Below are 25,593 nucleotides of genomic sequence, written 5' to 3'. Positions count from 1 at the left end.
AAATAAGATCATAGAAAATAAATGGTTTATAAAATACCCTGGGCGGGATAATCATCCTGGCCCAATGCATCGGCGCGCAGGGTCCGCAGGTTTTCGGAATGATCAAGTGTATCAGTTGGTGTTTGCTCTTCGGTCAGTTCTTCGGTCTGTTCTTCTTCTGGCACCACTTTCATTTGCGTTTCCCTGATCTTGGCTGCGATCTCCTGTTCAAGCCTGCGCAGGTCTACCCTCAGTTCAACCAGTTCCTGTTCCTTTTCAAAGGTCTTTTGACTGAGTTCCGTTAAGGTCGGAACCTCTGTAAGCAATTCGGTTTGTTCTTTTTCATATTTTTCCCGTAAGCCGGTGACTTTATCAATGGCATTAAGGAAATAGCGCGCGGCCAGCTTGGGATTATCGATGTTAGGGTTCCCGCCATTGCTCTGGTATTTGATGCCACCAGGCCCTTCGGCGAACAGGTGATTTTGCATCCGGTATTTAAATAAACCCTGATCTTCATAACCTTCGCGCTGCTGCCGGATATAAAGGTTAAACCCGTATAAAGTCCCGATACGTTTTTCCTCGGGTTCGCCTTTACCGGGCTGCCAGCCACGATAGAGCGCGATAATCTTATTGCCCAAAGCTTCGGCATCTGCAGATGGAAAATCGGTCAATTGTATAGGGTTCAGCTTATTGCCCTCTTTGTTATGCTTTAACTGCGAATTGTACAGGGCTTCGTCCCGGAACAGGCTATCCATCGTGCCTTTGATTTCGCCCAGTCTTTTCCCGGCGGCTTCCAGGCTGTAACGGTTACGGGCGACTTCGCGAAAATGGGCCGATTTCCAGCCCTCCAGTTGCGCTACTTTCTTTTCTACCTTTGCCTTTTCCAAAAGTGTGGTGTCGCCGGAAAGGATGGCGATGTATTCGGAGAAGTTCATGCCGCTCTTTTCATCAAGCGCGCCCTCATCGAGTGTGCGCACATTCAGCTCGCAGTTCTTCATCTGTGAAATAAAGGTCTGCTTGTTTTTGAGCAGATTGAATTTATAGGCATCCAATGATTGCTCAACGCCATAAATAAAGTTCAGTACCTTATTATCGTAGAACTTTTTCGCCAGCCAGTTCCCTTGCCGCGCGCCTCTTCCATCGCGCTGCTCCAGGTCGCTCGGACGCCACGGGGTGTCGAAATGATGCATAGCCAATACCCTTGCCTGCACATTAGTTCCCGTACCTAATTTCTCGGTACTGCCGATCTGTATCCTGATCTCGCCGTTGTTCATCATTCTAAACATCTCGGGCCGTTTCTTGTCCGGCCAGTCATGGATAAATGAAATTTCGTGAGCAGGAATATTAAAATCATTGACCAGTTTGGTCTTAAGCGCATCATAAATATTGAACTCATCCGGTTTAGGGGTGCCGATATCGCTAAAAATCAGTTGGGTTCCTTTATGAGGTGTGCTTTCGTGATAGATCTCGGCAACCTTACGGGCACAAACATTCACTTTGTTATCAGGGTGGTCTTCATATTCCGGGTCAATCAGCCGCATATCCGCCGACATTTTCTTGGCGTAATTGGTGGCGATCAGCATCCTTGCATTATCTTCCTCGGCGGTCAGGCGCGGGCGGCCCAATAAGGTCGCGTCGCCCGTTTCCGCAAACTTCATCAGCTTTTTAATAAAGTCCTGCTGGTCAGGTGTGGGGTGAATATTTACTAATGTTTCAGAAAGCTCCGGCTTATCGAGGTTTATATGTTTCGCCGTTTTATAATCGGTGATCTCGTTATAAAAAAGCGCCAGCTCAGGTACTTTGATAAAATGACGGAAACGTTCTTTAGCCGTAATCTGATTAGTGACCGAAAATTCAAAGTCGGTAGTTTTCTTGGCGAATACCGCAGCCCAGGCATCAAAGTTGCTGATGCTCTGCCGTTCAAGTTCATTCGGCCGCAGGTATTTGAAGATCAAATACATTTCGGTCAGGCTGTTGGAGATCGGCGTACCTGATAGGAAAGTAACACAAAGGTCAGCATCAAACTTTTGTTGTAAGGTTCTTACCGCAAACAGCATGTTCAACGCCTTTTGGCTGCCATCCTGGTTGCCCAAACCGGCCACCCGGTTATGCCGGGTGGTAAAGGTCAGGTTCTTGAACTTATGCGATTCGTCCACAAAGAGGTGGTCGATATTCATTTCCAGGAAGTCGATGCCGGTGTCTTTTTTGTTTTCAAGCCCATATAATACACCCTCTAATTTGGCTTCGAGGTTCTTCTTGCGCAGTTCCAACCCTTTGAGGATCGAGCGCGAAACTTCGCCGCCCAGGGATTTGAGGGTATCAAGGTCGGCCTGAATATTATCCAGCTCGGCTTCTAATATTTCCTGCTGAACTTCGGGTGACTGCGGGATCTTGCCGAACTGGTCGTGTGTTAAGATGATACAGTCCCAATTATTATTCTTGATCTGGTGAAAGAGCGTTTGCCTTTTAACCGGGGTAAAATCATTTTCACCGGGTGCCAGTATTTTTGCTTGTGGGTAAGCCTTGCGGTAGGTATCGCTGATCTGCCCCACATTGGCTTTGAGCGCCAGGATCATCGGCTTTTGGACGATACCTAAACGTTTCATTTCCTGCGCGGCAACGATCATGGTCAGGGTCTTGCCCAAACCCACTTCATGATCAATCAGCGCGCCCCGGTTCTGAATAATACGCCAGGCGGCATTTCGCTGCGAACTGTACAAATCTTCGATGCCCAGTGCCTTTCGGTCAAGCCCCGGAAAAGCTAAATGGCTGCCGTCATATTCACGCAGCACATAACAGTTGAAAGTTTCATTGTACAGCGCTTCTATTTTGTTCTTTTCACTGCCAGGCAATTCGCGCAGCCATTCTTCAAACCGGCTGCGGATAGACTCGATCTTCTGGTGTCCTAACTGGATGGCCTCGTTGTCCGGCAGCCTGACCGCTGTATCACCCGAACCTACTTTATAGCTAAAATAAGGACTGGTGTTTTCCAGCGCATGTTCCAAAAGCGCCGCGCCCTTCATTTTGATGCCGGACTTCGGCATGATGGCAAATTCCTCGTCGGTTTTGGCATTGCCGTTTTTATAGGTAACCTTAAAACTGTCCGCAGAAGAAAAGTATTCGATATGCGTGTCCAGGCCAAACAGGTCGCTGGCAAATTGCTGGTAATAGCTCACCGGCATCCAGCGTTCGCCCAGGTTAAAATCCAATAATTCAAAGGGTATCTTTTCCGGCTGTACCCGACTGATCGCTGTCAGGCTTCGTGCAATTTGCAAATCATCGGGATGCGTCTCGGCTGCCCTTTCCGCCAACGCTAATTTCTGCACCACATTACCGGACAGGTAACTATCGTTGGTTTCCCAGGTGCGGTTGATTGGGTTCATCAATATTTTGCCATCCAGCTGGCGGATGATCGCGAAATCATCCAGCCCGGTCATGGTGCTCATATAATCCAGGTCAACGATACCCTTATCATTCAGGCTACGTGCCAATGCTTCGGTCGGATCATCGGTATGCAGGTTTTCCTGCTGCGGGAATACAGGGCCAAAAAAGATATCGGCTTTGGTCCAGGTCTCGTTTTCCCGGCGCTCCAATGATGAGAGTGCCACGAAACCCAAAGCGGCATCCAGTAATATCCGTTTCCGGTTGTTTCCCTTATTCAGGTCTCCATATTTGCCGGTAAAGCTTTCATAGTTCCGGTTGAGTATTGACCGCAAGTGCGGCTGCACCTGTAAAGTTTCCGCTTCCTTCGCATACAGTTCCATATAGCTGTCGCGCAGACCAATGTATTGCCTAAAAAAAGGGAGGTCGGTTTGCTGATCAAAAGGCTGGAAATCTGCCTGAGCGTTCTGGATCAGTCCGGTCAGACCGGCTTTGCCTTCATGAATCACTAAGGTATCCCGCTTATAAAACGGTTTGATAGCGGTAAATGGCACCGGCCTGTCAGGCAGTAGTTCAAAAGCAGGTTCCAAACTGCGGTCGCCTTCATAGCGGAAATCATGGCCGAAATATTTCAGTTTTGCAGATAAAGCTTTAAGTTCATAAGTCAGGGTATTGCCGCTGACCCATTTATTGGAAAAACTTAATTCCTGGACATTGCTGAATAACTTATACAGGTAGCGGCCGGATTGTTTCGCCTGCGCGGTAATCAAAACAATACTGTCATGGTCGAGCCTGGTGGTAGTGCGGATAGTGCTTATCTGCCTGCCGGTTGCCGGATCTACAAAGGCCTTATCCAGGTCAGATAAATAACCCTGCGCCTGGTCATTATTCAGGGTCGGGGCGTCGAACAGACCCAATTGTCCCTGACCGGAAATTGCTGAGGCCTGTACTGCAGGCATATCCTGAAAAGTAAAAAACCGTGCGTTCGGCACGGTTTTACTTTCAGTTTTGCTTTTCGATTGCTCATCAGCCAACCGCTGCTGTAAGGCTTTCCACCTGTCCAGATCAAAATTTGCAGCTAAACCTTCCGCGACCTGTTCAATGAGTTGCTGCCTGATGTCCTCCAACGGGCCTTTCTGCCAAATCCGCTGGCTTGGCTTGCCGTACTGGTTTTTGCCTTCCCCTATAGTATCGGCCAAACTTAGTTCAGGGTGCCGGTCGATATAAGCATTGACGGAAAATTTACCAAAGCTATTTTCCTGTTCGACGGTATCGATCAGTAGTAATTCGGTTGGGGTAAAAGCTCCTTTGTTGTCGTTCTTCTGAACCAGGAGCAAATGACTTGGCGCTTCCGTGTTGGCGGTATCCTTCATCAGGTTATCCGGCAAAACCGACAAGCTGATAAAATCTGCCGATGTAAATACATGCTTGCGCCCCAGGGTATTGGAGGCCGTATTTAAGAAAGCATCCGTCACCAAAAATGCAAGCAGGCCGCCGTCACCTAATTTATCCAGGCCTTTGGCAAAGAAATAGTCATGGATCTTGTTGGTTACCGCGCTGCCCTGGTAGGCCGGATCGAATACCTTGAAATTACCAAAGGGGATATTGCTGGTAATAAAATCATATTTGCCTTTTTCGTCCGGGGCTGTTTCCTCAAAACCACGAACCTGAACGATATTGTTTACCGGCAAAGTCAAGGCGAGCGCCATCAGCACCTTGCCGGTCAGGATGTCCTTTTCGACCGCGTTGACCTCCTGCAAATCCGGAAAGGCTTTAAGCGCTTCGGTGATGAAGATACCCGCGCCGCTGCTCGGCTCATACAAACGATAAGGCATAATGCCCTGTTGCTGCATGGCCTCATATAAAGCAGCAGGCAGCAACTCCGGTGTGTAAAATGCGGTATCGCTGCTGCTTTTAACCGCATCAATGGCCGCCTTGTAATCGGCAGGCGATAGTTTTTCCTGCAACAGTCCGTGCAGCTCCACCATCATCGGGTGCAAGCGAAGGTCATTTGCAGAGGCGTTCTGCTCCACCCAGGTTTCCACCGGCCCCGCGCCAAACAGGACCGCTTTTAAACCGCCGAAACCCGCGTAGCTTTTCAGCACTTCAATTTCTTTATCGTTGTAGCTTTCCTGGCCGGATAAGGCAATACGCAGGGCTGCGATATTCCCGGCCAGCTTCTTTGAACTGTTAAAAGCCATGATTCTGATCTCCTTCCAGGTATTCGGCAATGGTGCCGGTAACGGCGTAGCGCAGCAGGCGGCTGTCCTCGCTTTCGGGAAAGCCGAACTCATCAAACAAGTACTTGCATACCGCCAGCAAATTCAGCAGCTCATAAATGAGGATGCCGCTGACATGAAAAGCCAGGTGGGTTTGCTCAAATTCCTCCTCGAAGACCTCCTGCAAATAATCGTATCGCTCGCGTTCGTCCGGCTCCAGTAGCTTTAATGGGTTCATCAGATGGGGATTGTATCCGCATCGAGCACGTCCTGGTAAGTGATATTCAAATTGATCACCCGGCCGGAAATCTGCTTTTCGCTCAATTCGATATGCAGCACTTTATTTCCGGGAAAGGTTATTTTTTTTAGGACGATGATGTTGCGGTAGGTCTTTTGAAAAAGCGGGTTGTTAAATAAAATGAATTCGGGCTTGAGCTCCACTGACTGCACATTTGTAGCCTTGGTGATCTTTTTATCATCGATGTGAAAACGGAAGTCTTCAATATTGTAGGCAAGGTTCGTTTTGTTCCGGTAACCCAGGTCGATAAATACATAATCCCCGGCTGTATAGATATGGTATAGTTCTGCTTTCAAGTCGAAAGCTTTCGTTTTTTCAATGGCCCGCCACGGCCGTTTACAAAAGAGGTTGAGCGCCATTTGCTTTAACTGGTTTTGCGAAAGCCCGATACCCGAAATATCCAGTGGATGAGTGTTACCGGGATCAATCGCAATTTCCGTTCTGGCATCCCTGGCCGTTATCGAATCCGCCCTGATCACATGATATTGGGTAATAAATTTTTCACCCGCTATAGTGATCACCGCATCTGCCGAATTCACTGAATCCTTTAAGCGGATGCGCAGTACATTTTTTAGTGGCAGGTCGCCGATAACCGACTTGGCGGAAATGTCTACGTACTGGATCGGCTCCGGTGAGATAAACTGCACGGATACGTTTTCGGGCAGGTAAACAATTGGCAGGGAATTCTTTTTAACGCCCTCGGCGAATGGCGTTAATTGGGCATAGCTGTGCAGGCTTGCCATAAATACGGCAAGAAAAAGGTGTAATCGTTTCATGGTTAATAGTGTTGCTGCGCTTTTTCGAGCGCTTCGTTATCGATTAAATAGAGGTAAGAATTGTATTTGATCCTGGCCTTATCCTTACGGATCAGCCCGGCAATGGCAGATGAAGTGGATTCAAACATTTTACTGGCCGTGCTCATTGCAAACTGACTGGCAACCGATCCGGTGCCGCCACCGTCAATAGTCACACCCTGCACGGTATTGGTGCCGAGGTCTTTGGTAAAATCCCGAAAAGCCGATTCAGGCACATATAGCCCGGAAAGCCCGTCGAGGTCGTACACCTGCAATTTGACCGGCAATATTTTATTTTCGTACAAAATGGATTTGACCGTCAGTTCCACCCGCTGCCCGGAAAAGCCGGTGATCAGCGCATATAAATAGGTTCCTTTGGGGATGCGGTAATTCCCGGCATCAATATCATCCAAAAGCCGCAGGCGAATACGCGAACCGGCATAACCCGTCAGGTTCTCATCGATCACCACTTTAATGAAGTCCGGATGTTTTTCAGGCAGCACGGTATTAAATTCCGATGGTGAGGCATCTGCCAGCTTCACCGCTAATTTGGGTTCGGCTGCTTTTTGCGCGGCAACTTTAGACCGCGCCTCAGACTGCTGCCGTTCGGCTTTGACAGCCGGGTCGTTAGCCTTGTTCATACTATCAAGGTAGGCCATCTGTTGCCGGAAGGTTTCCATTGGGTCTTTAACCTTTTGATCATTGGCTGCGCTGTTTTCAGCGGGACGGCGGTTTTTTAAACCGTTCAGTGCTGCCAGCATGGCCTGGTCATTATTAACAGGCTGCTTGTGCACCGATGCGCCTGCCGGACTTTGCGCGTATTTGGCTTTCATCGCCTCATTGATCGAATCCAGCATTTTCTTTTCCTTGTCTGAATAGCTGCTTTGAAAGGCCGGATTACTTGTTTTCTCGGAGGGCAATGGGTTAACGGCGGTCATGCCGTCGCCTTCTTTATAAGTATTTCGGTAAGCGTCCAGCTTATCTTCCAGCTGTTTCTTTTGTACATCGCCGGATACCTGGCCTACGGAAGTGTTGATGCCATTTACCGGCTTATCTTCCGTCTTTTTGGCGGCAAAGCCGCTGTGATAAACAAAGAAGAACAAACACAGGAAAGGCAGCAGGATCAGCGGCAGGATGTATTTGGGTTGTTTTAAATTGATTTGCATAATGCTAATGGGGTAAGGTGAGACGGATGTGCTGCAGGCTGTCGAGATCGCGCACCAGGGTGATACTGTCAGATTTATTCAAAACTTGTTTAGCGGTAATACTATCTACCTGCCGCCTTAAATGAATGGTTGTCTTTAGTGCCGCACCTGCTGCCAGGATATTATCAAAACCGTTGTTTAACATTTCGCTTTGCGGCATGGCCTTGGGCTTTTCCTGTGACACCATTTTAGGATGAAGCAGGATAGCCAGCAAAGCCGAAGTCAATAATAGCGCCGTCATTAAACAAAACAGCAAGCGCGGATATTTGGCAGCCAACTCCTGACTGAACCGGCTGCCTTTATCCGCATAGACCGAAAATTCCTTTTTCAATTCACTATACAGCGTATCCCTGGGATCGCGGTTAGAACGTATTCTTCTGAACATTTTCGAGGTCTTTGTTTTCAAGTGTTTTCCAGTTCACAATGAGCACCCCATGCGGGTTATTATCGCTACGGGGAATATCTTTCAGATATCCTTCGGTAATCAGCGAACGGATGACCGTCGAACTGCGGCGGTCGATCTTCAGCTTGCCGAAATAGCGGAAATACCGCCTGGTCATATCCAATGAGATCGAATCCGTTTGCAGCGTAATGACCGAACTGGAAGACAGAATGGAGTTGAAAAAACCATTCTCCTTCAAATTATTGTACTGGTCAACGCCCGATTCATCTACGAGGTACATCGCCTTTTTTAACTGGTACTCGATATACTTATCATCCGGTGTCAGCGAAAAGAACAGGGCATGGAACAGGTCGATGTCTGCGCGGTACTCTGCCGGGCGGTTAACCTGCATATCCGTTTGACCAGCCTGCAATGGAATACCATTACTCAGGATGTAAATGCTTTTGCGGGCATCGCTGACCTGGCGGTAAGCATAGAAGCAGCAAATAGCCGACAAAACGATGGAGGTCAAAAAACTGCCCACAGCTACCCAGGTCGCCAGCCTTATTTTGGCTTCGATATTTTTTACGATCATAAAAGGTTGGAAAAAAGGTTAGATGAAACTGCCGACGATGCGGGTGGCTCCCGCCATTGTACTGGCACCACGGCCGAAATTGGAGGCTGCCGAGCTGATTCCTGATGTAGAAATTATCCAGGTAGAAATGCTGGGCACGGTAAACATACAGATCGCGCCGATGACAAAAACAATGATCACGGTACCAAATGATAAAATTCCATTACCGGCAAAAACCGCCAGCTTAGCCATATCGGCGGGCGCACCAGTCTTGCCAACGAGTTCCTGGTATTTACTGATCTCGGAAGTCAGCGCGTATTGCTGCATCAGTCCGCATAAATACATGATTAGGTAGGCGATCCCCGAATACAAATTGACCGAAACAAAACGGGCGACCCAGGTGCTGAAACTATCGCGGAAAGCAGGTAAAATACTGACCGCCACCGAAAACGGGCCGAGGATAATGAGGATCGAGGAATAGATAATTTGAATCATAAAAATTATGTACACAGCTATCCTAAGAATCCAGATGCCGAGCAATTCCAACAGCTGCGTAAAAAGCAATTGCATCCCGACAGTAAGCCGGTTCTTCAATTCCAATAGTGGGGACACTACATCGGCAATGCCCTGTTTGACCGTACTGGTCACGGTGTTCCAGGCCTGCCCGTACCAGGTATCGCTTTCCTTTTCGGCAACATCGGCCTGCGCCTGGAAGGTATAGAGTGAATTAGCAACCTGAAGCATCAGGTTAGCGCGTGTAAAGCGCAAACCGTCTACATCGCTCTGCACGCTGTCAAACATTTGCTCGGTCTGCTGGGCAACTAAATCCGTAGGGAAAGCAATCATTTTAACGAACCCGCCCCACCAGATAATGATCATCGCTAAACCAAAAGGCCGTAACAGCGGCATGATCTCCATACGCTTATCGCCCACCATCATTTCGTAACTCTTAATGGCAAAAAAGATGATCATAAAAATCGCGGCCAGCGCCTGCGCATCCGATATGAACAAATCGAAATGTGTCCAGATCGAATTTTTGAGGCCTTTTAAAAATACCATAACACCGCTTTCATAGACGGCATCTCCCTGTAAGTATTGCAGTGACTTTCGGCTGATGGCAGTATCGACGGTAGCCGTCTGGGCAAAGCCTGCCGTTCCCCAAAGGGTGAACAGCAGGCATAAAATGGATAATTTCTTCTTCATCAGTATTTAGCGTTCATTATAATTTTGTTGGCGATCTGCACATCACTGTTCGGCGTCCAGTTGGGAATAATGACCGTGCCTTTTTGCAAGGCCTGCTGATGCGCGGCCATATCCAAAGTCATTTGTGCAGTCGAGGTCCGTATCGCCCAAACGGATGAAAGGTTTTTGTAATCGTTCAGCATCCGGTAATAAGCCATGATCCGTGAACCGCGATCCATATCGGTGGAACGTGCGCCGTTCAGCCTCTCCTTTAATTTATCCAGTTCCCCGGTGTACCACCCGTAAAGTCCTTCGGATACTAATTTGCCGCTTACCTGCGGGGACAAGCCCCCTAAAATGGAAACCGGCGTATAATTCAGTAAGGGGTTAAATTGCTGCTTATAATATAATAGCCACAAGGGGTCGGCATCTGACAACAAACCCGACTGCAAAGCTATTTGCGATAGCGCCGTATTGCGTGCCGTATCGGATTGCAGCTTATAACGGTTATCGATACCGTTCATGGTCGCCACTAATGCCAGCCGCTGTGTTTGCTGTCCATTGGCGCTCAAAGGCCGGATGTCTGTTTTATGGTAATTCGGATCAAACAGTCCCCAAACCAGCCAGTAATAAGGGTTCAAACTTAAAAATCCCGCTTTGGGATAGAACTTGTTCTGGTCCCATTGCTGGAACACCATGCGCTGGCTTTGGTTATCCACCGCATCATCCTTGATGAGGGATTGCGCTTTAGCTGCGAACAGGCTAAAGCATAAGGCAAAAAGCATTAATATTTTTTTCATTCTTTGAGGTATTTAGCGTTAGTAATAATTTGCTGGACGAAGTATTTGTCCTTATTGATAAAGTCCTGCCAGGGGTTGATCGTGGCGATAATGCAGCGCTGTTTGGCCCAATACATGGCGCGCCAGGCACCATAGGCCAGACCGTCTAAAATCTGTAAGGTAGTCGTGACCTTTTTCAATAGCTGGTCGCGTCCGTTATAATCGGCCAGTATATTATCGCCGGATTTCAGCACGAAGGTCGATACCTCGCTGACCAGCGCCAATGACCGCACCTTCATTTCGTTGGCTATATTGGTGGCAAATAACAATAAGTAAGGATCGGATTTGCCTAAAGCCAATGCCTGGTTCAGATAACTGATCATATCGGCGGTAATGGTCGCCATGTATTTGACCTCCAAGCCATCCTTTAAAGCGGAGTTGACATTGGACAAACCGTTATAAATCATTTCTTGCGCCAGCACTACCGAACCTACGTTGGTATTGAGGTCTTCAATGTTATTGTTGATCTTGCCCAAATACTGATTGTGGGTTTCTTCTGCGCTGCTGCGAACCGCCTGATTAGCTTCGACGGAAGCGAAATATTTCGGGTCGAAAACGTATTGCTGTGCGGAGCAAGGCGAAAGGTAAAAGGCGAAAGCCGAAAGGAATAAAAGAAATAGCTTTTTCATTGTTTGAGGTATCTGGCGTTTTGAATAATACTTTCAGCGACGTTTTTATCCTGATCGATATAATTCTGAAATGGGTTGATGGAACGCAGCAGGGAGTTCAGGCTGGAATAGGTTAGCGTAGTGACGAGGTTGCCGGATAGTTCCTGTATTTCAGATAGCTGCATAAGCACGTAATCAAATAACAGTTTCCGGTCTGAAGCCTTCATCTGGTTGACATCGCCAATCGACAAGGTCAGTCCTGTCACATAACCGATCAGCCCCTGTGCTTTTTCGACAAACTCAATCTCTGTTTGATAACCCAAAAATGCAAGTGCCGGGTTCTTTTCCACCAGACTGATGATTTGCGCCTGGTAGCTTACGATCTGCTTCACTTCAGGCACCGCGTAAATTCCTATGTCCGCAATGTTAATGGCCGTTCCTAAAGTATTGTACCTGTTTTGTAGGGTGCGGTACATATTCTTCATCTTAGTAAGCAGCGTTAAATTCGCCTGCTCATTGGCCGTAACTGTCGCCTGGTTGTTCCGTGCCTTGACCTGCTGTGAATGTTCCGACTTGGACTGATCGATCAATTGGTGGATGCCTGCAATGTCGAGGGTGCTTTGCTGTGCGGATGCGGAAAGGGAAAAGCAAAAAGCTGAAAGCAGCAATACTATAAATAACTTCATTTCTTTAAGTATTTGGCGTTGTTTACTACATCATTTGCGATCTGGACATCCATGTTCTTCCATTCGGCCCAGGGATTGATCGAAGCCCATATCCCGCGCATTTTCGCCCAGTACATCGCGCGTCCCATACCGTAAGCAATGCCGCGCAGGATCTGCATTTCGCTCTCAATATGGTTGAGCAGCTTGCCGCGTTCGCCTGCATCCATCATATTATTTCCGCCTTTGAGCACAAAAGCGCTGACATCCGAGGCAAGTGTTACGGCGCGCGTTTGAAATTCACGCGCGCCTTCCTCGGCAAACAATAGAAGTACCGGATCAGATTTGGCGATGGTTATTGCCTGGCCCACATCATTTACAATATCAGTTCCGCAACTGGCGATCTCTTTGATGGAGGTGAGGTTATTAATAACCGAAGCTACCTGGCTCAGGCCGGTATAAATCTTGTTTTGGAGGTCATTGACAATAACCAGTTGCCCGGTCACGGCCAATTGGCCTTTTTGGATCGCACTTAGATTATTATTAGTTGTATTTAACTGGCCGTTGATCACGGCGCTGTTGACCGCAATAGCTGCCGAAGTCGCCGGGTCAACGACGATTTCCTGACCGAACACGGCTTTACACAGCAATACTGGCGGGAGGATAAGGAGCATTAATGTTATCTTCATAGATGTCATAGAAAAAAGGATGATCGATTTGATTAATATGGCTGACAAACTGTGCGAGGGACAGTTTACTGGCGTGAAAATCATTGACAAAAAGGTCTAACGCGTGCTGATACCTGCCAAAATATTCGATGTAAACTTCGAGTGCCGATTTCTCCGGCTTCTCCGTGGAGAAAGTCAAATACTGGTGCAGGCTGACCTCTACGCCATAGACCTCGCCAACCGCACCGCGCCGGATATACACTTCTTTAAAGCGCCCGCGTCCATCGGTATTCTCCAACTGGTTAATAGAAAATATCTTTTTTCGCTCAGTTTCATTTATCGATAACAGGGCGGCGATCTCGTTATAATTATCTTTAAACTTGGTCTGGTCAAGCAGGCAGATGGTATCTGAATTATTAATAATGCTGTCTTTAACTACCGCGTTACCAATGATATCGCCCAATTCCTGGGTAACCACAATGGCTTCTCCCCAAAACTTTCTGACTGTTTTGTAGAGGTATAAAAGGTAGGAAGCCATTAAAGGGCTTGCAATCGCTTTCCATGCCTCTTCGACGACCAAAGCCTTTCGGCGTGATGTCCTGAAACGCATCTTCTGAATGAATACATCCATTATCGCCAGCGTAACGATTGGAAATAGAACCCGATTTTCCTTCACGGCGTCAATTTCATAGACGATGAAGCGCTCGGTGAACAGCGATGAGTCTGTCGCTTCGTTCAGGATCTGTGCAAATTCGCCGCCCTTATAAAACTTCTTCAATACATAGCGAAACTCATCCACATCGAACGGAATGCGTTCTTCCTGCTTGATCTCCGGGATCTTCCAGAGCGCGAATTCATAAAAACTGTTGAAGTTTAAGTGTTCGATATGCGGCTTGCCCTCGGCTTTCAGGCGGCGCAACTGTTCTTCCTTAACGGCCTGGTGAAACTTTTCATCATAGGCCACGCGGAATGGATTGGCTTCGTTCGGTGTCAGCGTATCGCCGGAATGGGTCAGGCCATCTATCAAAACCTGGTCATCGCGCGACAGTTCACCGGCCAGATCATTGTCCAGCACTTCAATTTCAAAATCAGCAAATGGCAGAATGCCGCTACCGCCTTTCATTTCTTCCAGTACTTTTTTGCGGATGGCGAATTGGTCCTTTTTGGAGATCGGGGGCAGTTCTCCCTGCTCAAAGTATTGCAGGTAAAAGGCATTGATCACATTGCTAATCACATCCCGCTCCACCTGGCTGAAAGTACCATCGGCACCTTTCCAAAGCAGGCCGACCAGTGTGATCAGGAAATCCTTTTTCTCAATATTGAATTCTTCCACGGTAATCTGGAAGGGGTTCATCGTGATCGGCTTTTTATCAGTATAGGTAATGTACTTGCCCTTGTAATAAGCGCATAAGCCGGAATAAGAATGGCCGGTGTCCACAATGACCATATCCATATTGAACAGCATATACTGTTCGATCAGGCTATTCATGAAGAAGGATTTACCAGAACCGCTGGGGCCCAACACGAACTTGTTCCGGTTATTGATCCTGTTCGTCCGCATCGGGAGATCGGCTACGTCAATACCTACCGGTACGCCCTGCCGATCCGTAAAGCGTACCAAAAAATCGGAGGGCTCGTCGAGCGGCATCGATTCTTTCAGAAAGAAACAAACAGCGGCATCGCAGGTGGTCAGGAACCAGTCGTAATCTTTCAGTTCCACCGCATTACCCGGCAGGGCGCAGCGGTAAAGTTCCAGTTGGTTATAGCCATTCTTGCTGGCCATAATACCCAAGCCAAATAAGGCGCTTTCAATAAAATTGGCCGCTTTCTGTATTTTGTCCTGCTGTGCTGCCAGCACAATATTAAAATGGCAGTTGACCAATAACTGGTTCTCCCGTGCCACATCATTTAATAGCAAATCAATGTCCTCGACACATAAAGTATTTGCCGGGTCTGGTATGCCGGAGTGCCGCTTCTTTTTCAGTTCCAGCTTTTTGAGCGTCATGAACTGGCTGGGTATATCAATGACCTGGTTAAACAGGATTACCTCGAAATCGGGCACCCGGAACAGGAACGAAAGGAAATCCACCGGGAAACCCCGCAACGTTTCCTTTTCATTCATTTCGATGTGCGTACTTACCGATGGCGGCAAATCCACGTTATCGATATTGATCAGCGGGATATTGCGGATAGCGCGATCACCCATTTTGATCTCGGTATCGTTCGGCGCGAAGTTGTTGAGCACGATATGCTCCGGCTTAAAATCCATCGCCAGGAACTGCATGATCAGTAAATTGAGCTGCTGTTCTATCAGGATCACAGGTGCCGTCTTTGCGGCAACCAAAATGTCCATGACCTTGTCCAACTGCTGGCTGAAATCCCGCAGCATCTTTTTATCAAAAACATAAAAAGCACCCTTGCGTACCTGGCGGGTCAGTGTGATATAAGTATTGACCCTGATATAATCGCGCCCGGCAAAATGTTCATTATATTTCTGCTGCAAATACTCGCCGCCATCTTTGAGCGGGTATTCCTCTTTACTGATCACATCTGATTTTTGCAGTAAATACCCATCGCCCATGATCTTGACCACGTTTATCATCAGCGCGTGGAACTCATCGTAAGCCGCAGAGGCAGCCGAGAAGCGGGTAACTGGGTTAGTGATTTGAATAACCACCGAACATTCACCGCCTGCACCGACTAAAATATCGATACCATTATAATGGTCGATACCGATATAGGGAATGTTAAAGACTTGTTTTCCGGCCATAACGGGAGAGATTTTTGAAGTTGACCTGGTGAATGAATATGCCCGTCGGGCGGGCTTTGATATGGAGGCCTTGTTTCTGTTTAGCGGCGATAAAGACAAGCCCGCCTGCAACGGCGGCGATAAGGACGATCAGGCCCAGCCACATATTGACCAGCGCCATTGTTAATGCGCCCAATACCAGGCCGGCCAGTAAAGAGCCGACACCCCAATAGATAAACTTGCCTTTAAACCCACGGTATACGAGGGGCCTTTGGAGCCCCTTGTATACCTGGAATTGCCTGGCCATTAGGTGAGGCCAAAAAAGGCTTTGATCACAACGGCTGAAACCACGAGGAAAACGCAGCTTCCTCCCCAACCCATCAACTCCTTATTGATGTCCTGATCTCCACTGTTCCATTTAGAATAGACGCGGATAGCGCCGACAATACCGACGATACCGCCAATGACCAGCGTGACATTGGTCACCGGGGCGACATAGGTTTTTAAGGAGGTGGTAGCAGAGTTCAGGCCGGTAACACCGTTCTGGGCAAAGGCGGATGCCGTGCCCAGGGCAAGGACCACGGCTGTGGCCCACATTTTTTTGATTTTGTTCATTGTAGGGGTATTAAAAATTGAGTGGAATAAAAAAAGGCGGCCTCCCGATTTATCGGAAGAACCGCCGGGGTTATGGAGGGGTATTAAAGAATTTAGAGGCCGAATACGCCGCGCAGGAAAGCACCTGCCAGCACCATGAAAAAGGCGGCAAAAAACCAGGCGGCAACCTGCTCGTCGATACGCGGGTGGCCCATTTGCCAGTTATGGTAAATACGCACTGCGCCGATAATGCCAAACACGGCGGCGAGCACCAGCGAACAGTCCATCGCGGAAAAGAAAGTCGATCTTAAATTTTGCTGCGCCTGCTGCATTTCCGAAATGCCAGGCTGCGCGCTTGCGCCCAATGCCAGCAGGCAGCAGCAAAAAGTCAATAAAAATGCTTTCATATTAGAAGCTGACAGAGCGTGTATAGATGATGGCTTCCTGTTTGGCCAGGCGAAAGAGATCGGTGATCGGTATCCCACCGGAACCGATCACTTCACTTTTGATGGGGGATTTTGTTGGCTGTACAGCCTGGGCCGCCAGCTGAACCGGCGTGACCTGTTCGGTAAAGGTCAGTTCATGCGGATTTCCGCTGGCTACGTCCTGCCGTTTGCTATGCGCCAGGTCTGTCAGGATGACGATTAAATAGTAAAGGCCATACCCGCCAGCCAGCCAAAGTAAAAAATGGGTCCAGTTCATGTTTTGAGTTGTTTTAAGAATTGGTCAATAGCCAGCCGCAGTTCCGGGTGCTGTTTCAACAGGTCGCTGATGGCAAAGGCCATTACCTTGGTAATGTCAATGCCTGTGGCCAGCTTCAGCTGATTGAGGATTACGACCGTGTATTCATCGAGCCTGATGTGCACGACGCTGTGATGGTCGCTGTTATCATAGGCCCTGATTTGGTCTAATATCTCATTGAAGGCTGGGTCGCGCTGCTGGCGAAGGATTTTTGGGTTCATAGCTCGAAGTTGGCTAAGTGTGCTTTGATTAATGATTTGAGTTCGGGGTTCTGCTCGAATAGCTGCCTTATAGAAAAGCAGATCAGGCGCGTCACCTCTATGCCGGTGGCGATTTTCAGGTGATGGATCATTTGCGCAGTTTGCGCATCCACTCTTGCATGGATCAGTGTCTTGTTCGCGCTGACATCCAGACCGCGCATCAATGAAACGATCTCCGGGATGTCCGGCGGCTTTGCTGATTTGGGTTTAACCACTTTTACCGGCTTTTCCGGCGTGTCCGGTTTGGCCATTTTACTCCTTAACTGGTCGGCCAGCGTTTTGATCTCGCTCATAAATAAGGTTGGATAAAGTCTTTAAAAACCCTGTCGAAAACCGGCAGCAAAAGCGCCTGCACGTTGATTGGCGTCTGGAAAGTGTTGGTGCGCTGAAAATCGATACGGTCGGCAATAGCCTCGGTCACATGCCCCAAATGGTTCAATTGTTCGTTCACATCTACCTTGATCTCGTACTTCACATTGGCCTTAATGCGGTTGGGGACAAATAATAAATGCACCTCCGGGTTAATCTTCTTCAGTACCAAAGCAAAAGGGATCGTTGAATCAAAGCTGAACTCATCATAGGCAAATGGACAAATCGCTACCTGGGCTGCTTTAAAGACGCCGATAAGCCCATCATCATCCAGTTTACCCGGCAGGTCGATCAGCACAATGTCCTTTGGATTATCCCTGATGGTGTCCGCCATCATTGGAAAGTCTGCCAGCCCAAATGCCAATACTTCGTAAGGCTCGGCATTCTCCAGTATTTTTGCTTTCTCGAATTTTTGGGAGATCGACTGCTGGTAATCCATGTCCAGCACCGTGACCTTGCACTTTTTGGTTTGTGTTAGGTAATTGGCCAGCAAAAGTGTGAGCGTGCTCTTTCCGGCACCGCCTTTCTGGTTCCCGATAATAATGACCATAAGATTTGTTTTAATTGTCAGCGGAGATTAGTTCTTGCTTTTTTCTTTCGACGGCGCTTCATCCCTAATACCGCATCATCGTCTACGTCTGATGCCAGGTTGATACCGGGAATAGCCGGATGCTGTCGTTGCGGTTGTTCGGTGCTAAAGTGATTGGTTAACACCTGCTGCTGCTTTTCATTTAGCAGTTCATCAGTGTTGATGAATACACCGGCTGCCGGATCATGGAGGGTAAAGCCATTTTCGTTTTTAATTATGATCAGGCCCTGATGCTGTAAACCCTGAGTCAGATCAGGGTAATTGTACATCGCCGCTTTTAATAATGCGGCATAGTAGTTCAGTTGGTTCGTGTTATTTTCGTAACGAACCCGTGGCTTTTCTTTTTGAGCACTTTCTGTAACGTGCATGACCAATAATTCCTTTAAAGGCATGATCTCACCACCCTTGAAGATATTTTTACCGGAATGATCGATCACGGAATAGCCATAAGGCGGCTTATTGCCGGAAGCGTGAAATATCAATTCGACCCCGAATCTGACTTTCATAATAGCGTCAAATTCAGACTGGTACCCTTTTCGCCCTTTCACTAAAGAGGTATCATGAGCGGCTGAATATTTATGGAACCAGGCCTTTAATTGTACCTTTCGCTGCTGATCGGCATCCTTGTTCAGTCTTTGCGTGACCAAATTTCGGTTGATGGTTTCCTGTAACTTTCCGAATTTGATCACCTCGTAAAGCCCGTCCCGTTCCCGCAATACATAGCCCTTGCTTTCCAGGATCATCCGAAACTGCGCTTCAGTGGCAAACCGGAAGGCCAGCGCATTTTCAATATCGCTTTTAGCGTTATGTTTGGCATCAATACCCAAAACGCGGTTCAATGTCTCCACTGCCCGTATCTTTTCAAAGCGGTCGCTGATCTTTTTACCAGTGCGGTCGATGCGCGCTGTCACCAAATGGACGTGGTTATTGGCGGTATCCTTATGAAAAATGATCAGGTAGGGTTGTTTTTCATAACCCATCTGCGCCAGCCATTCCTCGCCTATGGCGGTCAGCTCTTTCTTGTCATAAGTGCGGCCTTCTGCTGAAATAACCACATGGAACTGCGGCCGCTTTACATGCTTATTCGTAGCCGATACCATTGCCAGGTGATTTTTGTAATCCTCCGGGCGCACGTTCATTAGGCCCTGCAAAGCGCCAAAGTTCGCCACATTCATCAACTCGCCCTTATTTGCATCAACCTTATCAGTATTATAGCTAACAGCGGGAAAGCCACCGGCAGGCGGCAGGATATGAACGATCATAATTTGTTTTAAGTGAACTTGTGTATTCAGAACTATTTCACTGCGCACAAACTCACTGCGAACAAGTTCACTTAAAACAAATTCGGACTGAATAAGTGCAGTGCAAACAAATTCGCTCCAACCAAATTCGTTGTGAACAAATTCGCAGCAATCAAGTTCCCACCGAACTAAGCTCCGGTCATCCGGAATACTTTGCGAAGGCTGGCATCCAATGCTTGTTGATTTTTGAGGTATTGCTCAAACAAAACATTAAACCGCTCGATCACGACAGGCGATAACATACCTCGCTTTTTCAGGATATTTGCATATTTTGCCAGCTGGTTAATGTTACTGCCGCAGCGTCCCATCTCGGCACCCACCTGATCCAGTAAAACAATCAGTTCCTTTGCATTCACGACCAGCAAACCGGCATTGCTTAACAGCCGCTGCCTGACCAGCTCTGTTTTGGTCACGCCTAATGTTTTCTCCAATTTGCAGATGATAGCATATTCATCTTCGGTAAAGCGGGCATCAATCTTTTTGTTCCTTTTACCGGCCAGCATTTGCGGCCTTCCCTTTGTTCTGCCTCTACCATTCATCAGAGTAAACGAGTTGCGAGTTTACGATACTCCCTGGTCTTCGCGCAGGTACGGAGCGAAGTCCAGGGCAAGATTGCGACTGGCTGGCAAAAAACGAGCGGAGCGGTTTTTTGTCGGACAGGAGCACATCTTGCAAGGGGAAAAACCAAAAGGGAACTTGTTCGTTTTTCATCGGTTTAGCTCATAGTTGGTTCGCCCAGCGACGATCAGATCGTTGTAATCATTATAGCCTCTATATATACCGGCGCGATCTTTGGCCCAGGGTAGTGCAGACGTAAAATCAAGCGTGGCCTGCCGTCCTGATTGGTCATTGTCCAGGTAGAGCGCAATGTCCCGGAAATCCTGAGCTTTAAATATTCCTGCCTGAAGCAAAGAAAGGGAGTTCAGAACGAGCACGCTGTCCGCTGCGAATGGGTTTTCTGTGAGCCAGCTCAGGTAATTAAAAAAACCTTCGAACACCGCCAGCTTCTTTTCCGAATTTGGAATAAAGCTGATCGCCTTATGGCCGAGGCAGCCTTTGAAATTCAGGTTGCGGATTTCCCAGGCACCATGTTCGTTTTGCCAGCCTGCAGCAAAGAAATTATTCCGCTTTTTATCTTCATCCTCAACGTAATAATATATTTCTTTGAGCCTGCCTTCCGCCACCTGACCGACACCCCGGCTTTCCAGGTAATTCAGGATGGCGGCATTGCTGCCGAGGTTTTTAATATCAAGGATTTCATAATTAGGTTCTTTTTCAGCCGACGGCTGTCTTTTATAAATCTGGGGACCTAAGACCGGAACTAAACCGCCGCAGGTCAACACGATCTTTTCCAATACTTCGGGAAAAGGCAAGCCTTTCCAATATTGCAAACCAAAATCTATAATGTTGCCGCCTTTGCCTTCGCCGAAATCGAACCAGGTACCCTGCTTATCATTGACCGAAAAGGAGGGTGTCGTGTCCGAATCGCGCAGCATACTCAAATAAAGCTGTTCATTGTGTATGCGCTTGACCGGCTCATAGCCCAGGTGTGTTAACAGGTCAACAAGGGAATAATTTTCTTTGATCTCGCTGGCTTTTAGTGGTTGTTTTTCCATAATTTCGGGCATAAAAAAAGGGGCACGAGGCCCCTTCAGGTTATTAATATGTTGTTCGGAACTACTCACGTCGTATTCTACAATACGGCCTCCCGGCTGCCAAGGCGCGTTCGCTTTATTGATACTATCTCAGCTTCGCAAAATTTCCATTTCTTAGGTGGATAATGCTTCGTTCCCCGATGTCAAAGACCGTAGAATTAGGATAACTTGTTCTTGCCTGATCGACGGTACAAAGGTTCGGAGAGTGCAGATTTTTACCGGGTTCCTTTAAGGGTCGGACCCTTAAATAATTATCAATTATTTGATTTTCAATAAGGTATAGGGCAATCCTGGTTAACCATTTTCCTCATTAATAAGAATAAAGAAATAATCAACCTCATCCCGGGATTGGATAGAAGACTTGCGATACTGAAATATTTTGCGGTTGATGATCCACTAAAATCATTTTCTCTTATGCAAAAAATCAGCCCTGTCTTATAAATTGGGGCAAATATTAATACAAATCGTTTAGTAAAAGATTTTGTAAAATTCAATTCCTAACATGTTTGGTAAAATTCCATTGAATACTTAGCGTAAAGTATTTTTCGACCGTTACCTAAAAAGTCAATCACTGTCATTTAATTGTAAAACATACAGTTAAAACCATAGGTTGTAAATTTCCCTATGTGGTTAAATTTGTAAATTGCCTTGACAAACATCTTAAATTCTTATACTATGAAAACAAACATTAACTTTTTAAAAGCAAGCTTTAAAGATTTTGAAAACATCCCTGATTTAAATGCGTTCCAAAGAGCTGAGGTATTTCAGGAATTTACAAACTATATGGGAGAAAGCGGCCAAATGAATTTCCGCTTTATGACCAGTAAGAAAGGATGTGGGCCTGAAATGTGGGTAACCTCACCGTTTAATAAGTCTCCTCAAAAATGTGTAAGCCTGGTATCCAATGATTATTTGAATTTCACGCAGCATCCTAAAGTCAAATTGGCAGCAATTCAGGGTATAGAGAAATATGGAACGGGCGCAGGTGCATCGCCGTTAATTGGTGGACACCATGATTATCATGAAATGCTACAGCGCAAAATATCCGGCTTTTTCAACAGAAGTGAAGACTCTGCATTAATTTACACAACGGGTTATACCGCAAACAGTGCAAGCCTTTTAGCCTTGTTAAAAGATAAAGACATTGCTATTTTGGATATGGCTGTTCACGCAAGCGTCTATGAGGGTTGCAGAGAAACAAACTTAAAAATGTTCTTACACAATGACCTTTATGCATTAGAGAAGATTTTAAAGGATGCCCAAGATAAGTACTTGACAAGACTGGTTATCATCGATGGTGTTTATTCACAGGATGGAGATCTGGCGAAAATGGATGAAATATATAAATTAACGAAACAATATGGTGGTTTCCTAATGGTTGACGACGCACATGGGATAGGCGTATTAGGAAAAAATGGCAGGGGAGCAATTGAAGTTTTTAATTTGACTGATAAAGTTGATATAATAGCCGGAACTCTTAGTAAGGCATTTGGGCATATTGGTGGTTTTATAGTCGCTGATCCCCAAATTATTAATTTCTTAAAATTTCAATCACGGCAACAAGTGTTTTCTTCAACATCCACACCGGCTGCAGCCGGCCTGCTAAAAGCTATTGATCTTATCGACGAAGAACCAAAATGGCGAAGTATGCTTGCTGACAACGTTGCTTATTTCAAAAAAGGCTTATTGGATTTGAAAATGGATATAGGTAATACAGAATCGCCAATTATACCTGTGAAGATTGGGGATGCACACAAAACAGGTGATGCTGGCCGGTTGCTATTGAAAGCCGGAGTATATGCCAATACTATTGTTTATCCGGGTGTTGCAAAGAAAAAAGCAAGAATCAGAACAAGTCTGATGGCAACGCATACGCGCGAACATTTGGATAAAGCGTTAAATGCATTTGAATATGTGGATCAAAAGTTGCATATTTCCTTAACAAAAAGGGAATGATAATGACCAAAAAAAGATACCAGGGAGAAACCAATGACAAAGAACGCTCCATGCATCGATTATTAGAAGCGGTTGGATGTGTAATAAAAGAAAAGGGATACGCCGGACTTGGCCCAACAAACATTGCTAAAGCGGCTGGCTTAAATAAGCGACTGATCTATTTCTATTTTGGTAGTGTTGATAATCTGATTGAAAAATATGTAAGAAGCAAAGACTATTTTGCAGGTGCATCTAACGGTGCAGATCAATTATTAGAACAGAATAATGGGTCAGGAACTTGTAAATTATTAGAGTCCATTTTAGTAAGCCAGTTAGAGCATTTCTACAATAATGAAGAAATGCAAAAAATAATCCTTTGGCAGATAAGTGAAAGGAGCCAGATTATGTTTGAAGTTGCAGAAACTCGCGAGCAGGTCGGGAGTCAATTTTTTGAATTGGCTGATAAGGAATTAAATCAAGAAAAAGCAGATTTACGGGCGGTAGCTGGTTTGCTTGTAGGTGGCATTTATTACATGGTTTTGCATGCCAAATCTAATGACAGCTTATTTTGCGAAATTGATATTAATACTGAAGCAGGATTTGATCGCATAAAAAATGCAATTGGCAATATCCTTTCCGATACCTACAGGCGGGCTAAGCTGCAAGAAAATTAGATATGGCATTTTAAATTATTGGGCAATTATTCTGAAGTCAGCCAAGGTAATTACTGTTGTTTTCTTATGCTTCCTCACCTCTAATAACAATTTGTCTCCTGTTATAAGGTAGTCAGCTTTTGATGTTTCAGATAATGTAAACAGGTAATTATCTTTAAGATCAGCGACAACATGCTCAATTTTTCCAATAGGATAAATAGTGGTTACTGTATCGTGTAAATCAACGACTTTTAAGATGGTGCTTGGTGAAAGGAATTTAGCCAGTTTTGGTCTACCTAAAACATTTGTAATTTCATTTCTTAACGTAGAGCACGTAGCTACGATAATTCCGTTGTCTGACAAATCGGCAATAAAATCTATCTGGCCATTAATGGATAAAGTAATCCAAATATTACAGTCAATAACAACAATCATGATTATTGTCCAGACCGAAAGGTATTAATCTCCGCAACGATTTCATCAAGATCAGGTTTTGGACCGGACTTAACGCTTTTGTTGATTTCCTCGGCCAATTGGCGAGCTTTAGTCTTGTTTTCTATTGTTACGCCCAGCTCTTTTAACAGTTGCTTTACTAATGAGCTTTTTTGCTCGGGAACATTTATCAGTAAGGTTTCCATAGTAACAAATTTAACGATTTTCAATAATTTAATAACCGAATTTTTGCAATATTTAAGCAACAATCTAAAATCTATCGTACAGTTTCAACCTCGGGCAATGTTAGTCACTATTTTTATTTCTTAAAATTTCGATTTTTTCACGCTCAACTTTTAGCAAGCTCTCGTAAAGTTCTATAATTTTTTCGACAGGATTATTGATGATGGTAAACTCGTAGCCATTATTTATTGATGAATGTGTAACAGAACTGCTGTCGTAGAAATTATGCGAATTATTTAATACGTTTTCATCGTTAAAGCGTTTTAAACCCTCTAAAGTAACCCCTAAAACGTTGGCAATTTGTTCTAATCTTTCTTCTTCAATCGACTCGCTTTGCTCCAATTTGGATACTGCTTGTTTGGTAATTCCCAATCCAGTTCCCACATCTTCTTGGGTCAGACCCCGTAATTTGCGAACTCTTTCAATTTTTCGTCCAATATGTAAAAGTTTTCCTTTAGCAGTAGTTTCCATGTGAGATATTCAATAGAATCAGATTTGATTACTTATTTTTTTAAAAGTTCATTTTTTTCCCGTTCAGTTTTTAACAGGCGCTCATATAATTCCGCAATCTTTTCAATGGGATTAAAAACAAAATTATTTGTCGCATTGTCCTTAATTTCATTGTTATAGATATTGTATTGATGATTGATTATATAGGTAATCTTATCTTCGTCAAAATTCTTAATTACCTCCGGGGTTACACCCAAAGCCTCAGCGATTTGCTTCAATAAATCGTCTTCGATTTCCTCTTGTTGCTCAATTTTGGAAACAGTTTGTTGCGAAACACCGAGTTTGCTCGCAAGGTATTCTTGCTTATACCCCCTGAATGTTCTAATACGCTCGACTTTCTGTCCTATGCTTAATGGCTTCTTGTTAAATATGGCTTCTTCCATCAGAAAATTTTATGCTTTAAAGTTAGTAAAAATCAAATTGAATAAAGTAAAGGTCAACCGAATAATTTTCCCTTCATAGGGAAAATTGAGTTAATTCGGACAATTAAATATGTGCAATATAGTCAATAGCGCCGACCAACAAAAAGCAGTACTTAACCGTCGAGTTAACTGCCGGTTTGCATTCGCTGTTGCGTCTAAAATATCCTTTTCTCCAGTTAATATTCAAACGGCTAATGAATACCTGGTTAAACCCTTTGCGCGAGGCAGAGGTTATTCCTTCCCCTTACAAGACCCGATCAAAAATGTCATCTGTTCACCGGAATGACTAAAGGGCGGCGGCAACCTGAATCAGTTAATAGTTAATCCCTGCAACGGTTGCCGTCTTTTT

The 25,593-nt window shown here is 45.9% G+C and carries 28 protein-coding genes; 3 read left to right on the top strand and 25 right to left on the bottom strand.

The genetic code is table 11. The features are described 5' to 3' along the window. Window positions 1-26: 26 nt before the first annotated feature. From ABDD94_RS07000 to ABDD94_RS06945, 12 genes are read right to left on the bottom strand one after another with little or no spacing between them, the layout of a single operon-like run. A complete protein-coding gene (locus ABDD94_RS07000; protein ID WP_345955241.1) occupies window positions 27-5,561 on the bottom strand; it encodes a DNA methylase in 5,535 nt (1,844 codons plus the stop codon). After that, window positions 5,551-5,817: a hypothetical protein gene (locus ABDD94_RS06995; protein ID WP_345955240.1), complete on the bottom strand. Its 267-nt coding sequence runs from the start codon at window positions 5,815-5,817 to the stop codon at window positions 5,551-5,553. The genes ABDD94_RS07000 and ABDD94_RS06995 overlap by 11 nt, the downstream gene beginning before the upstream one ends. After that, entirely contained in the window at window positions 5,817-6,653 is an 837-nt protein-coding gene (gene traN, locus ABDD94_RS06990) for a conjugative transposon protein TraN (protein ID WP_345955239.1), read from the bottom strand. The genes ABDD94_RS06995 and traN overlap by 1 nt, the downstream gene beginning before the upstream one ends. Window positions 6,654-6,655: 2 nt before the next feature. Then, complete coding sequence (gene traM / locus ABDD94_RS06985; RefSeq protein WP_345955238.1) at window positions 6,656-7,837, bottom strand: conjugative transposon protein TraM; 1,182 nt, start codon at window positions 7,835-7,837, stop codon at window positions 6,656-6,658. Between the two features lie 4 nt (window positions 7,838-7,841). Next, window positions 7,842-8,261 (bottom strand): hypothetical protein, encoded by a 420-nt coding sequence (locus ABDD94_RS06980; RefSeq protein WP_345955237.1) that lies wholly within the window; start codon window positions 8,259-8,261, stop codon window positions 7,842-7,844. Beyond that, window positions 8,239-8,853: a conjugative transposon protein TraK gene (gene traK / locus ABDD94_RS06975; protein ID WP_345955236.1), complete on the bottom strand. Its 615-nt coding sequence runs from the start codon at window positions 8,851-8,853 to the stop codon at window positions 8,239-8,241. Before traK ends, ABDD94_RS06980 begins: the two co-directional genes overlap by 23 nt. A gap of 18 nt (window positions 8,854-8,871) precedes the next feature. Beyond that, window positions 8,872-10,035 carry a plasmid transfer protein gene (locus tag ABDD94_RS06970; protein ID WP_345955235.1) on the bottom strand — a complete coding sequence of 388 codons (1,164 nt, stop codon included), beginning with the start codon at window positions 10,033-10,035 and terminating at the stop codon, window positions 8,872-8,874. Then, window positions 10,035-10,814 carry a hypothetical protein gene (locus ABDD94_RS06965; protein ID WP_345955234.1) on the bottom strand — a complete coding sequence of 260 codons (780 nt, stop codon included), beginning with the start codon at window positions 10,812-10,814 and terminating at the stop codon, window positions 10,035-10,037. Before ABDD94_RS06965 ends, ABDD94_RS06970 begins: the two co-directional genes overlap by 1 nt. Continuing rightward, a complete protein-coding gene (locus ABDD94_RS06960; protein WP_345955233.1) occupies window positions 10,811-11,482 on the bottom strand; it encodes a hypothetical protein in 672 nt (223 codons plus the stop codon). Before ABDD94_RS06960 ends, ABDD94_RS06965 begins: the two co-directional genes overlap by 4 nt. Then, window positions 11,479-12,147 carry a hypothetical protein gene (locus ABDD94_RS06955; RefSeq protein WP_345955232.1) on the bottom strand — a complete coding sequence of 223 codons (669 nt, stop codon included), beginning with the start codon at window positions 12,145-12,147 and terminating at the stop codon, window positions 11,479-11,481. The genes ABDD94_RS06960 and ABDD94_RS06955 overlap by 4 nt, the downstream gene beginning before the upstream one ends. After that, the gene (locus ABDD94_RS06950; protein WP_345955231.1) at window positions 12,144-12,812 is read right to left on the bottom strand and encodes a hypothetical protein; all 669 of its coding nucleotides are present in this window, start codon (window positions 12,810-12,812) and stop codon (window positions 12,144-12,146) included. The genes ABDD94_RS06955 and ABDD94_RS06950 overlap by 4 nt, the downstream gene beginning before the upstream one ends. After that, window positions 12,763-15,561, bottom strand: coding sequence for a DUF87 domain-containing protein (locus ABDD94_RS06945; RefSeq protein ID WP_345955230.1), 2,799 nt, complete (start codon window positions 15,559-15,561; stop codon window positions 12,763-12,765). Before ABDD94_RS06945 ends, ABDD94_RS06950 begins: the two co-directional genes overlap by 50 nt. On the opposite strand from ABDD94_RS06945, the gene ABDD94_RS06940 reads away from it, so the two are divergent. Then, window positions 15,536-15,727 carry a hypothetical protein gene (locus ABDD94_RS06940; protein ID WP_345955229.1) on the top strand — a complete coding sequence of 64 codons (192 nt, stop codon included), beginning with the start codon at window positions 15,536-15,538 and terminating at the stop codon, window positions 15,725-15,727. The genes ABDD94_RS06945 and ABDD94_RS06940 overlap by 26 nt on opposite strands. A gap of 119 nt (window positions 15,728-15,846) precedes the next feature. Here ABDD94_RS06940 and ABDD94_RS06935 read toward each other — a convergent pair whose 3' ends face one another. The 9 genes from ABDD94_RS06935 to ABDD94_RS06895 form a co-directional block, all read right to left on the bottom strand. Further along, window positions 15,847-16,155, bottom strand: coding sequence for a DUF4134 domain-containing protein (locus ABDD94_RS06935; protein WP_091151819.1), 309 nt, complete (start codon window positions 16,153-16,155; stop codon window positions 15,847-15,849). A gap of 92 nt (window positions 16,156-16,247) precedes the next feature. Then, on the bottom strand, window positions 16,248-16,541 hold the full coding sequence (locus tag ABDD94_RS06930) for a DUF4134 family protein (RefSeq protein ID WP_345955228.1): 294 nt from the start codon (window positions 16,539-16,541) through the stop codon (window positions 16,248-16,250). A 1-nt stretch (window position 16,542) separates the two neighbouring features. After that, on the bottom strand, window positions 16,543-16,836 hold the full coding sequence (locus ABDD94_RS06925; RefSeq protein WP_345955227.1) for a hypothetical protein: 294 nt from the start codon (window positions 16,834-16,836) through the stop codon (window positions 16,543-16,545). Further along, window positions 16,833-17,096: a hypothetical protein gene (locus ABDD94_RS06920; RefSeq protein ID WP_345955226.1), complete on the bottom strand. Its 264-nt coding sequence runs from the start codon at window positions 17,094-17,096 to the stop codon at window positions 16,833-16,835. Before ABDD94_RS06920 ends, ABDD94_RS06925 begins: the two co-directional genes overlap by 4 nt. Then, window positions 17,093-17,428 (bottom strand): hypothetical protein, encoded by a 336-nt coding sequence (locus tag ABDD94_RS06915; RefSeq protein WP_345955225.1) that lies wholly within the window; start codon window positions 17,426-17,428, stop codon window positions 17,093-17,095. The genes ABDD94_RS06920 and ABDD94_RS06915 overlap by 4 nt, the downstream gene beginning before the upstream one ends. Then, the gene (locus ABDD94_RS06910; protein ID WP_345955224.1) at window positions 17,425-18,054 is read right to left on the bottom strand and encodes a ParA family protein; all 630 of its coding nucleotides are present in this window, start codon (window positions 18,052-18,054) and stop codon (window positions 17,425-17,427) included. The genes ABDD94_RS06915 and ABDD94_RS06910 overlap by 4 nt, the downstream gene beginning before the upstream one ends. A gap of 17 nt (window positions 18,055-18,071) precedes the next feature. Beyond that, window positions 18,072-19,355, bottom strand: coding sequence for a relaxase/mobilization nuclease domain-containing protein (locus tag ABDD94_RS06905; protein WP_345955223.1), 1,284 nt, complete (start codon window positions 19,353-19,355; stop codon window positions 18,072-18,074). Between the two features lie 167 nt (window positions 19,356-19,522). Then, entirely contained in the window at window positions 19,523-19,933 is a 411-nt protein-coding gene (gene mobC / locus ABDD94_RS06900) for a plasmid mobilization relaxosome protein MobC (protein ID WP_345955222.1), read from the bottom strand. A gap of 168 nt (window positions 19,934-20,101) precedes the next feature. Further along, on the bottom strand, window positions 20,102-21,010 hold the full coding sequence (locus tag ABDD94_RS06895; protein WP_345955221.1) for a toprim domain-containing protein: 909 nt from the start codon (window positions 21,008-21,010) through the stop codon (window positions 20,102-20,104). A gap of 714 nt (window positions 21,011-21,724) precedes the next feature. On the opposite strand from ABDD94_RS06895, the gene ABDD94_RS06890 reads away from it, so the two are divergent. Beyond that, a complete protein-coding gene (locus tag ABDD94_RS06890; protein ID WP_345955220.1) occupies window positions 21,725-23,005 on the top strand; it encodes an aminotransferase class I/II-fold pyridoxal phosphate-dependent enzyme in 1,281 nt (426 codons plus the stop codon). A 2-nt stretch (window positions 23,006-23,007) separates the two neighbouring features. After that, entirely contained in the window at window positions 23,008-23,658 is a 651-nt protein-coding gene (locus ABDD94_RS06885) for a TetR/AcrR family transcriptional regulator (RefSeq protein WP_345955219.1), read from the top strand. A 15-nt stretch (window positions 23,659-23,673) separates the two neighbouring features. On the opposite strand, the gene ABDD94_RS06880 is transcribed toward ABDD94_RS06885, so the two are convergent. The 4 genes from ABDD94_RS06880 to ABDD94_RS06865 all read right to left on the bottom strand — a co-directional run bounded on the left by ABDD94_RS06880 (window position 23,674) and on the right by ABDD94_RS06865 (window position 25,205). After that, complete coding sequence (locus tag ABDD94_RS06880; RefSeq protein ID WP_345955218.1) at window positions 23,674-24,072, bottom strand: putative toxin-antitoxin system toxin component, PIN family; 399 nt, start codon at window positions 24,070-24,072, stop codon at window positions 23,674-23,676. Window positions 24,073-24,074: 2 nt separating this feature from the next. Continuing rightward, window positions 24,075-24,275, bottom strand: coding sequence for a hypothetical protein (locus ABDD94_RS06875; protein ID WP_345955217.1), 201 nt, complete (start codon window positions 24,273-24,275; stop codon window positions 24,075-24,077). A 100-nt stretch (window positions 24,276-24,375) separates the two neighbouring features. After that, on the bottom strand, window positions 24,376-24,783 hold the full coding sequence (locus tag ABDD94_RS06870; protein ID WP_345955216.1) for a helix-turn-helix domain-containing protein: 408 nt from the start codon (window positions 24,781-24,783) through the stop codon (window positions 24,376-24,378). 32 nt (window positions 24,784-24,815) lie between these two features. Beyond that, a complete protein-coding gene (locus ABDD94_RS06865) occupies window positions 24,816-25,205 on the bottom strand; it encodes a helix-turn-helix transcriptional regulator (protein WP_345955215.1) in 390 nt (129 codons plus the stop codon). Window positions 25,206-25,593 lie beyond the last annotated feature (388 nt).

The organism is Mucilaginibacter sp. PAMB04168, from assembly GCF_039634365.2.
In the GTDB taxonomy this organism is placed as follows: Bacteria; Bacteroidota; Bacteroidia; order Sphingobacteriales; family Sphingobacteriaceae; genus Mucilaginibacter.
Note: the sequence above shows the minus strand (reverse complement) of the source record. Positions and strands in the feature narration are given on the sequence as shown.

Coding starts and splice junctions, on each gene's coding strand:
- ABDD94_RS06895 (WP_345955221.1), bottom strand. CDS start 21,010: ATGGAAAAACAACCACTAAAAGCCAGCGAGATCAAAGAAAATTATTCC.
- ABDD94_RS06965 (WP_345955234.1), bottom strand. CDS start 10,814: ATGAAAAAAATATTAATGCTTTTTGCCTTATGCTTTAGCCTGTTCGCA.
- ABDD94_RS07000 (WP_345955241.1), bottom strand. CDS start 5,561: ATGGCTTTTAACAGTTCAAAGAAGCTGGCCGGGAATATCGCAGCCCTG.
- ABDD94_RS06960 (WP_345955233.1), bottom strand. CDS start 11,482: ATGAAAAAGCTATTTCTTTTATTCCTTTCGGCTTTCGCCTTTTACCTT.
- ABDD94_RS06935 (WP_091151819.1), bottom strand. CDS start 16,155: ATGAACAAAATCAAAAAAATGTGGGCCACAGCCGTGGTCCTTGCCCTG.
- ABDD94_RS06875 (WP_345955217.1), bottom strand. CDS start 24,275: ATGGAAACCTTACTGATAAATGTTCCCGAGCAAAAAAGCTCATTAGTA.
- ABDD94_RS06995 (WP_345955240.1), bottom strand. CDS start 5,817: ATGAACCCATTAAAGCTACTGGAGCCGGACGAACGCGAGCGATACGAT.
- ABDD94_RS06905 (WP_345955223.1), bottom strand. CDS start 19,355: ATGATCGTTCATATCCTGCCGCCTGCCGGTGGCTTTCCCGCTGTTAGC.
- ABDD94_RS06890 (WP_345955220.1), top strand. CDS start 21,725: ATGAAAACAAACATTAACTTTTTAAAAGCAAGCTTTAAAGATTTTGAA.
- ABDD94_RS06920 (WP_345955226.1), bottom strand. CDS start 17,096: ATGAACCCAAAAATCCTTCGCCAGCAGCGCGACCCAGCCTTCAATGAG.
- ABDD94_RS06870 (WP_345955216.1), bottom strand. CDS start 24,783: ATGGAAACTACTGCTAAAGGAAAACTTTTACATATTGGACGAAAAATT.
- ABDD94_RS06940 (WP_345955229.1), top strand. CDS start 15,536: ATGTTAAAGACTTGTTTTCCGGCCATAACGGGAGAGATTTTTGAAGTT.
- ABDD94_RS06910 (WP_345955224.1), bottom strand. CDS start 18,054: ATGGTCATTATTATCGGGAACCAGAAAGGCGGTGCCGGAAAGAGCACG.
- ABDD94_RS06925 (WP_345955227.1), bottom strand. CDS start 16,836: ATGAACTGGACCCATTTTTTACTTTGGCTGGCTGGCGGGTATGGCCTT.
- ABDD94_RS06970 (WP_345955235.1), bottom strand. CDS start 10,035: ATGAAGAAGAAATTATCCATTTTATGCCTGCTGTTCACCCTTTGGGGA.
- traM (WP_345955238.1), bottom strand. CDS start 7,837: ATGCAAATCAATTTAAAACAACCCAAATACATCCTGCCGCTGATCCTG.
- ABDD94_RS06865 (WP_345955215.1), bottom strand. CDS start 25,205: ATGGAAGAAGCCATATTTAACAAGAAGCCATTAAGCATAGGACAGAAA.
- traN (WP_345955239.1), bottom strand. CDS start 6,653: ATGAAACGATTACACCTTTTTCTTGCCGTATTTATGGCAAGCCTGCAC.
- ABDD94_RS06980 (WP_345955237.1), bottom strand. CDS start 8,261: ATGTTCAGAAGAATACGTTCTAACCGCGATCCCAGGGATACGCTGTAT.
- ABDD94_RS06930 (WP_345955228.1), bottom strand. CDS start 16,541: ATGAAAGCATTTTTATTGACTTTTTGCTGCTGCCTGCTGGCATTGGGC.
- ABDD94_RS06955 (WP_345955232.1), bottom strand. CDS start 12,147: ATGAAGTTATTTATAGTATTGCTGCTTTCAGCTTTTTGCTTTTCCCTT.
- mobC (WP_345955222.1), bottom strand. CDS start 19,933: ATGAATGGTAGAGGCAGAACAAAGGGAAGGCCGCAAATGCTGGCCGGT.
- traK (WP_345955236.1), bottom strand. CDS start 8,853: ATGATCGTAAAAAATATCGAAGCCAAAATAAGGCTGGCGACCTGGGTA.
- ABDD94_RS06880 (WP_345955218.1), bottom strand. CDS start 24,072: ATGATTGTTGTTATTGACTGTAATATTTGGATTACTTTATCCATTAAT.
- ABDD94_RS06945 (WP_345955230.1), bottom strand. CDS start 15,561: ATGGCCGGAAAACAAGTCTTTAACATTCCCTATATCGGTATCGACCAT.
- ABDD94_RS06950 (WP_345955231.1), bottom strand. CDS start 12,812: ATGAAGATAACATTAATGCTCCTTATCCTCCCGCCAGTATTGCTGTGT.
- ABDD94_RS06915 (WP_345955225.1), bottom strand. CDS start 17,428: ATGAGCGAGATCAAAACGCTGGCCGACCAGTTAAGGAGTAAAATGGCC.
- ABDD94_RS06885 (WP_345955219.1), top strand. CDS start 23,008: ATGACCAAAAAAAGATACCAGGGAGAAACCAATGACAAAGAACGCTCC.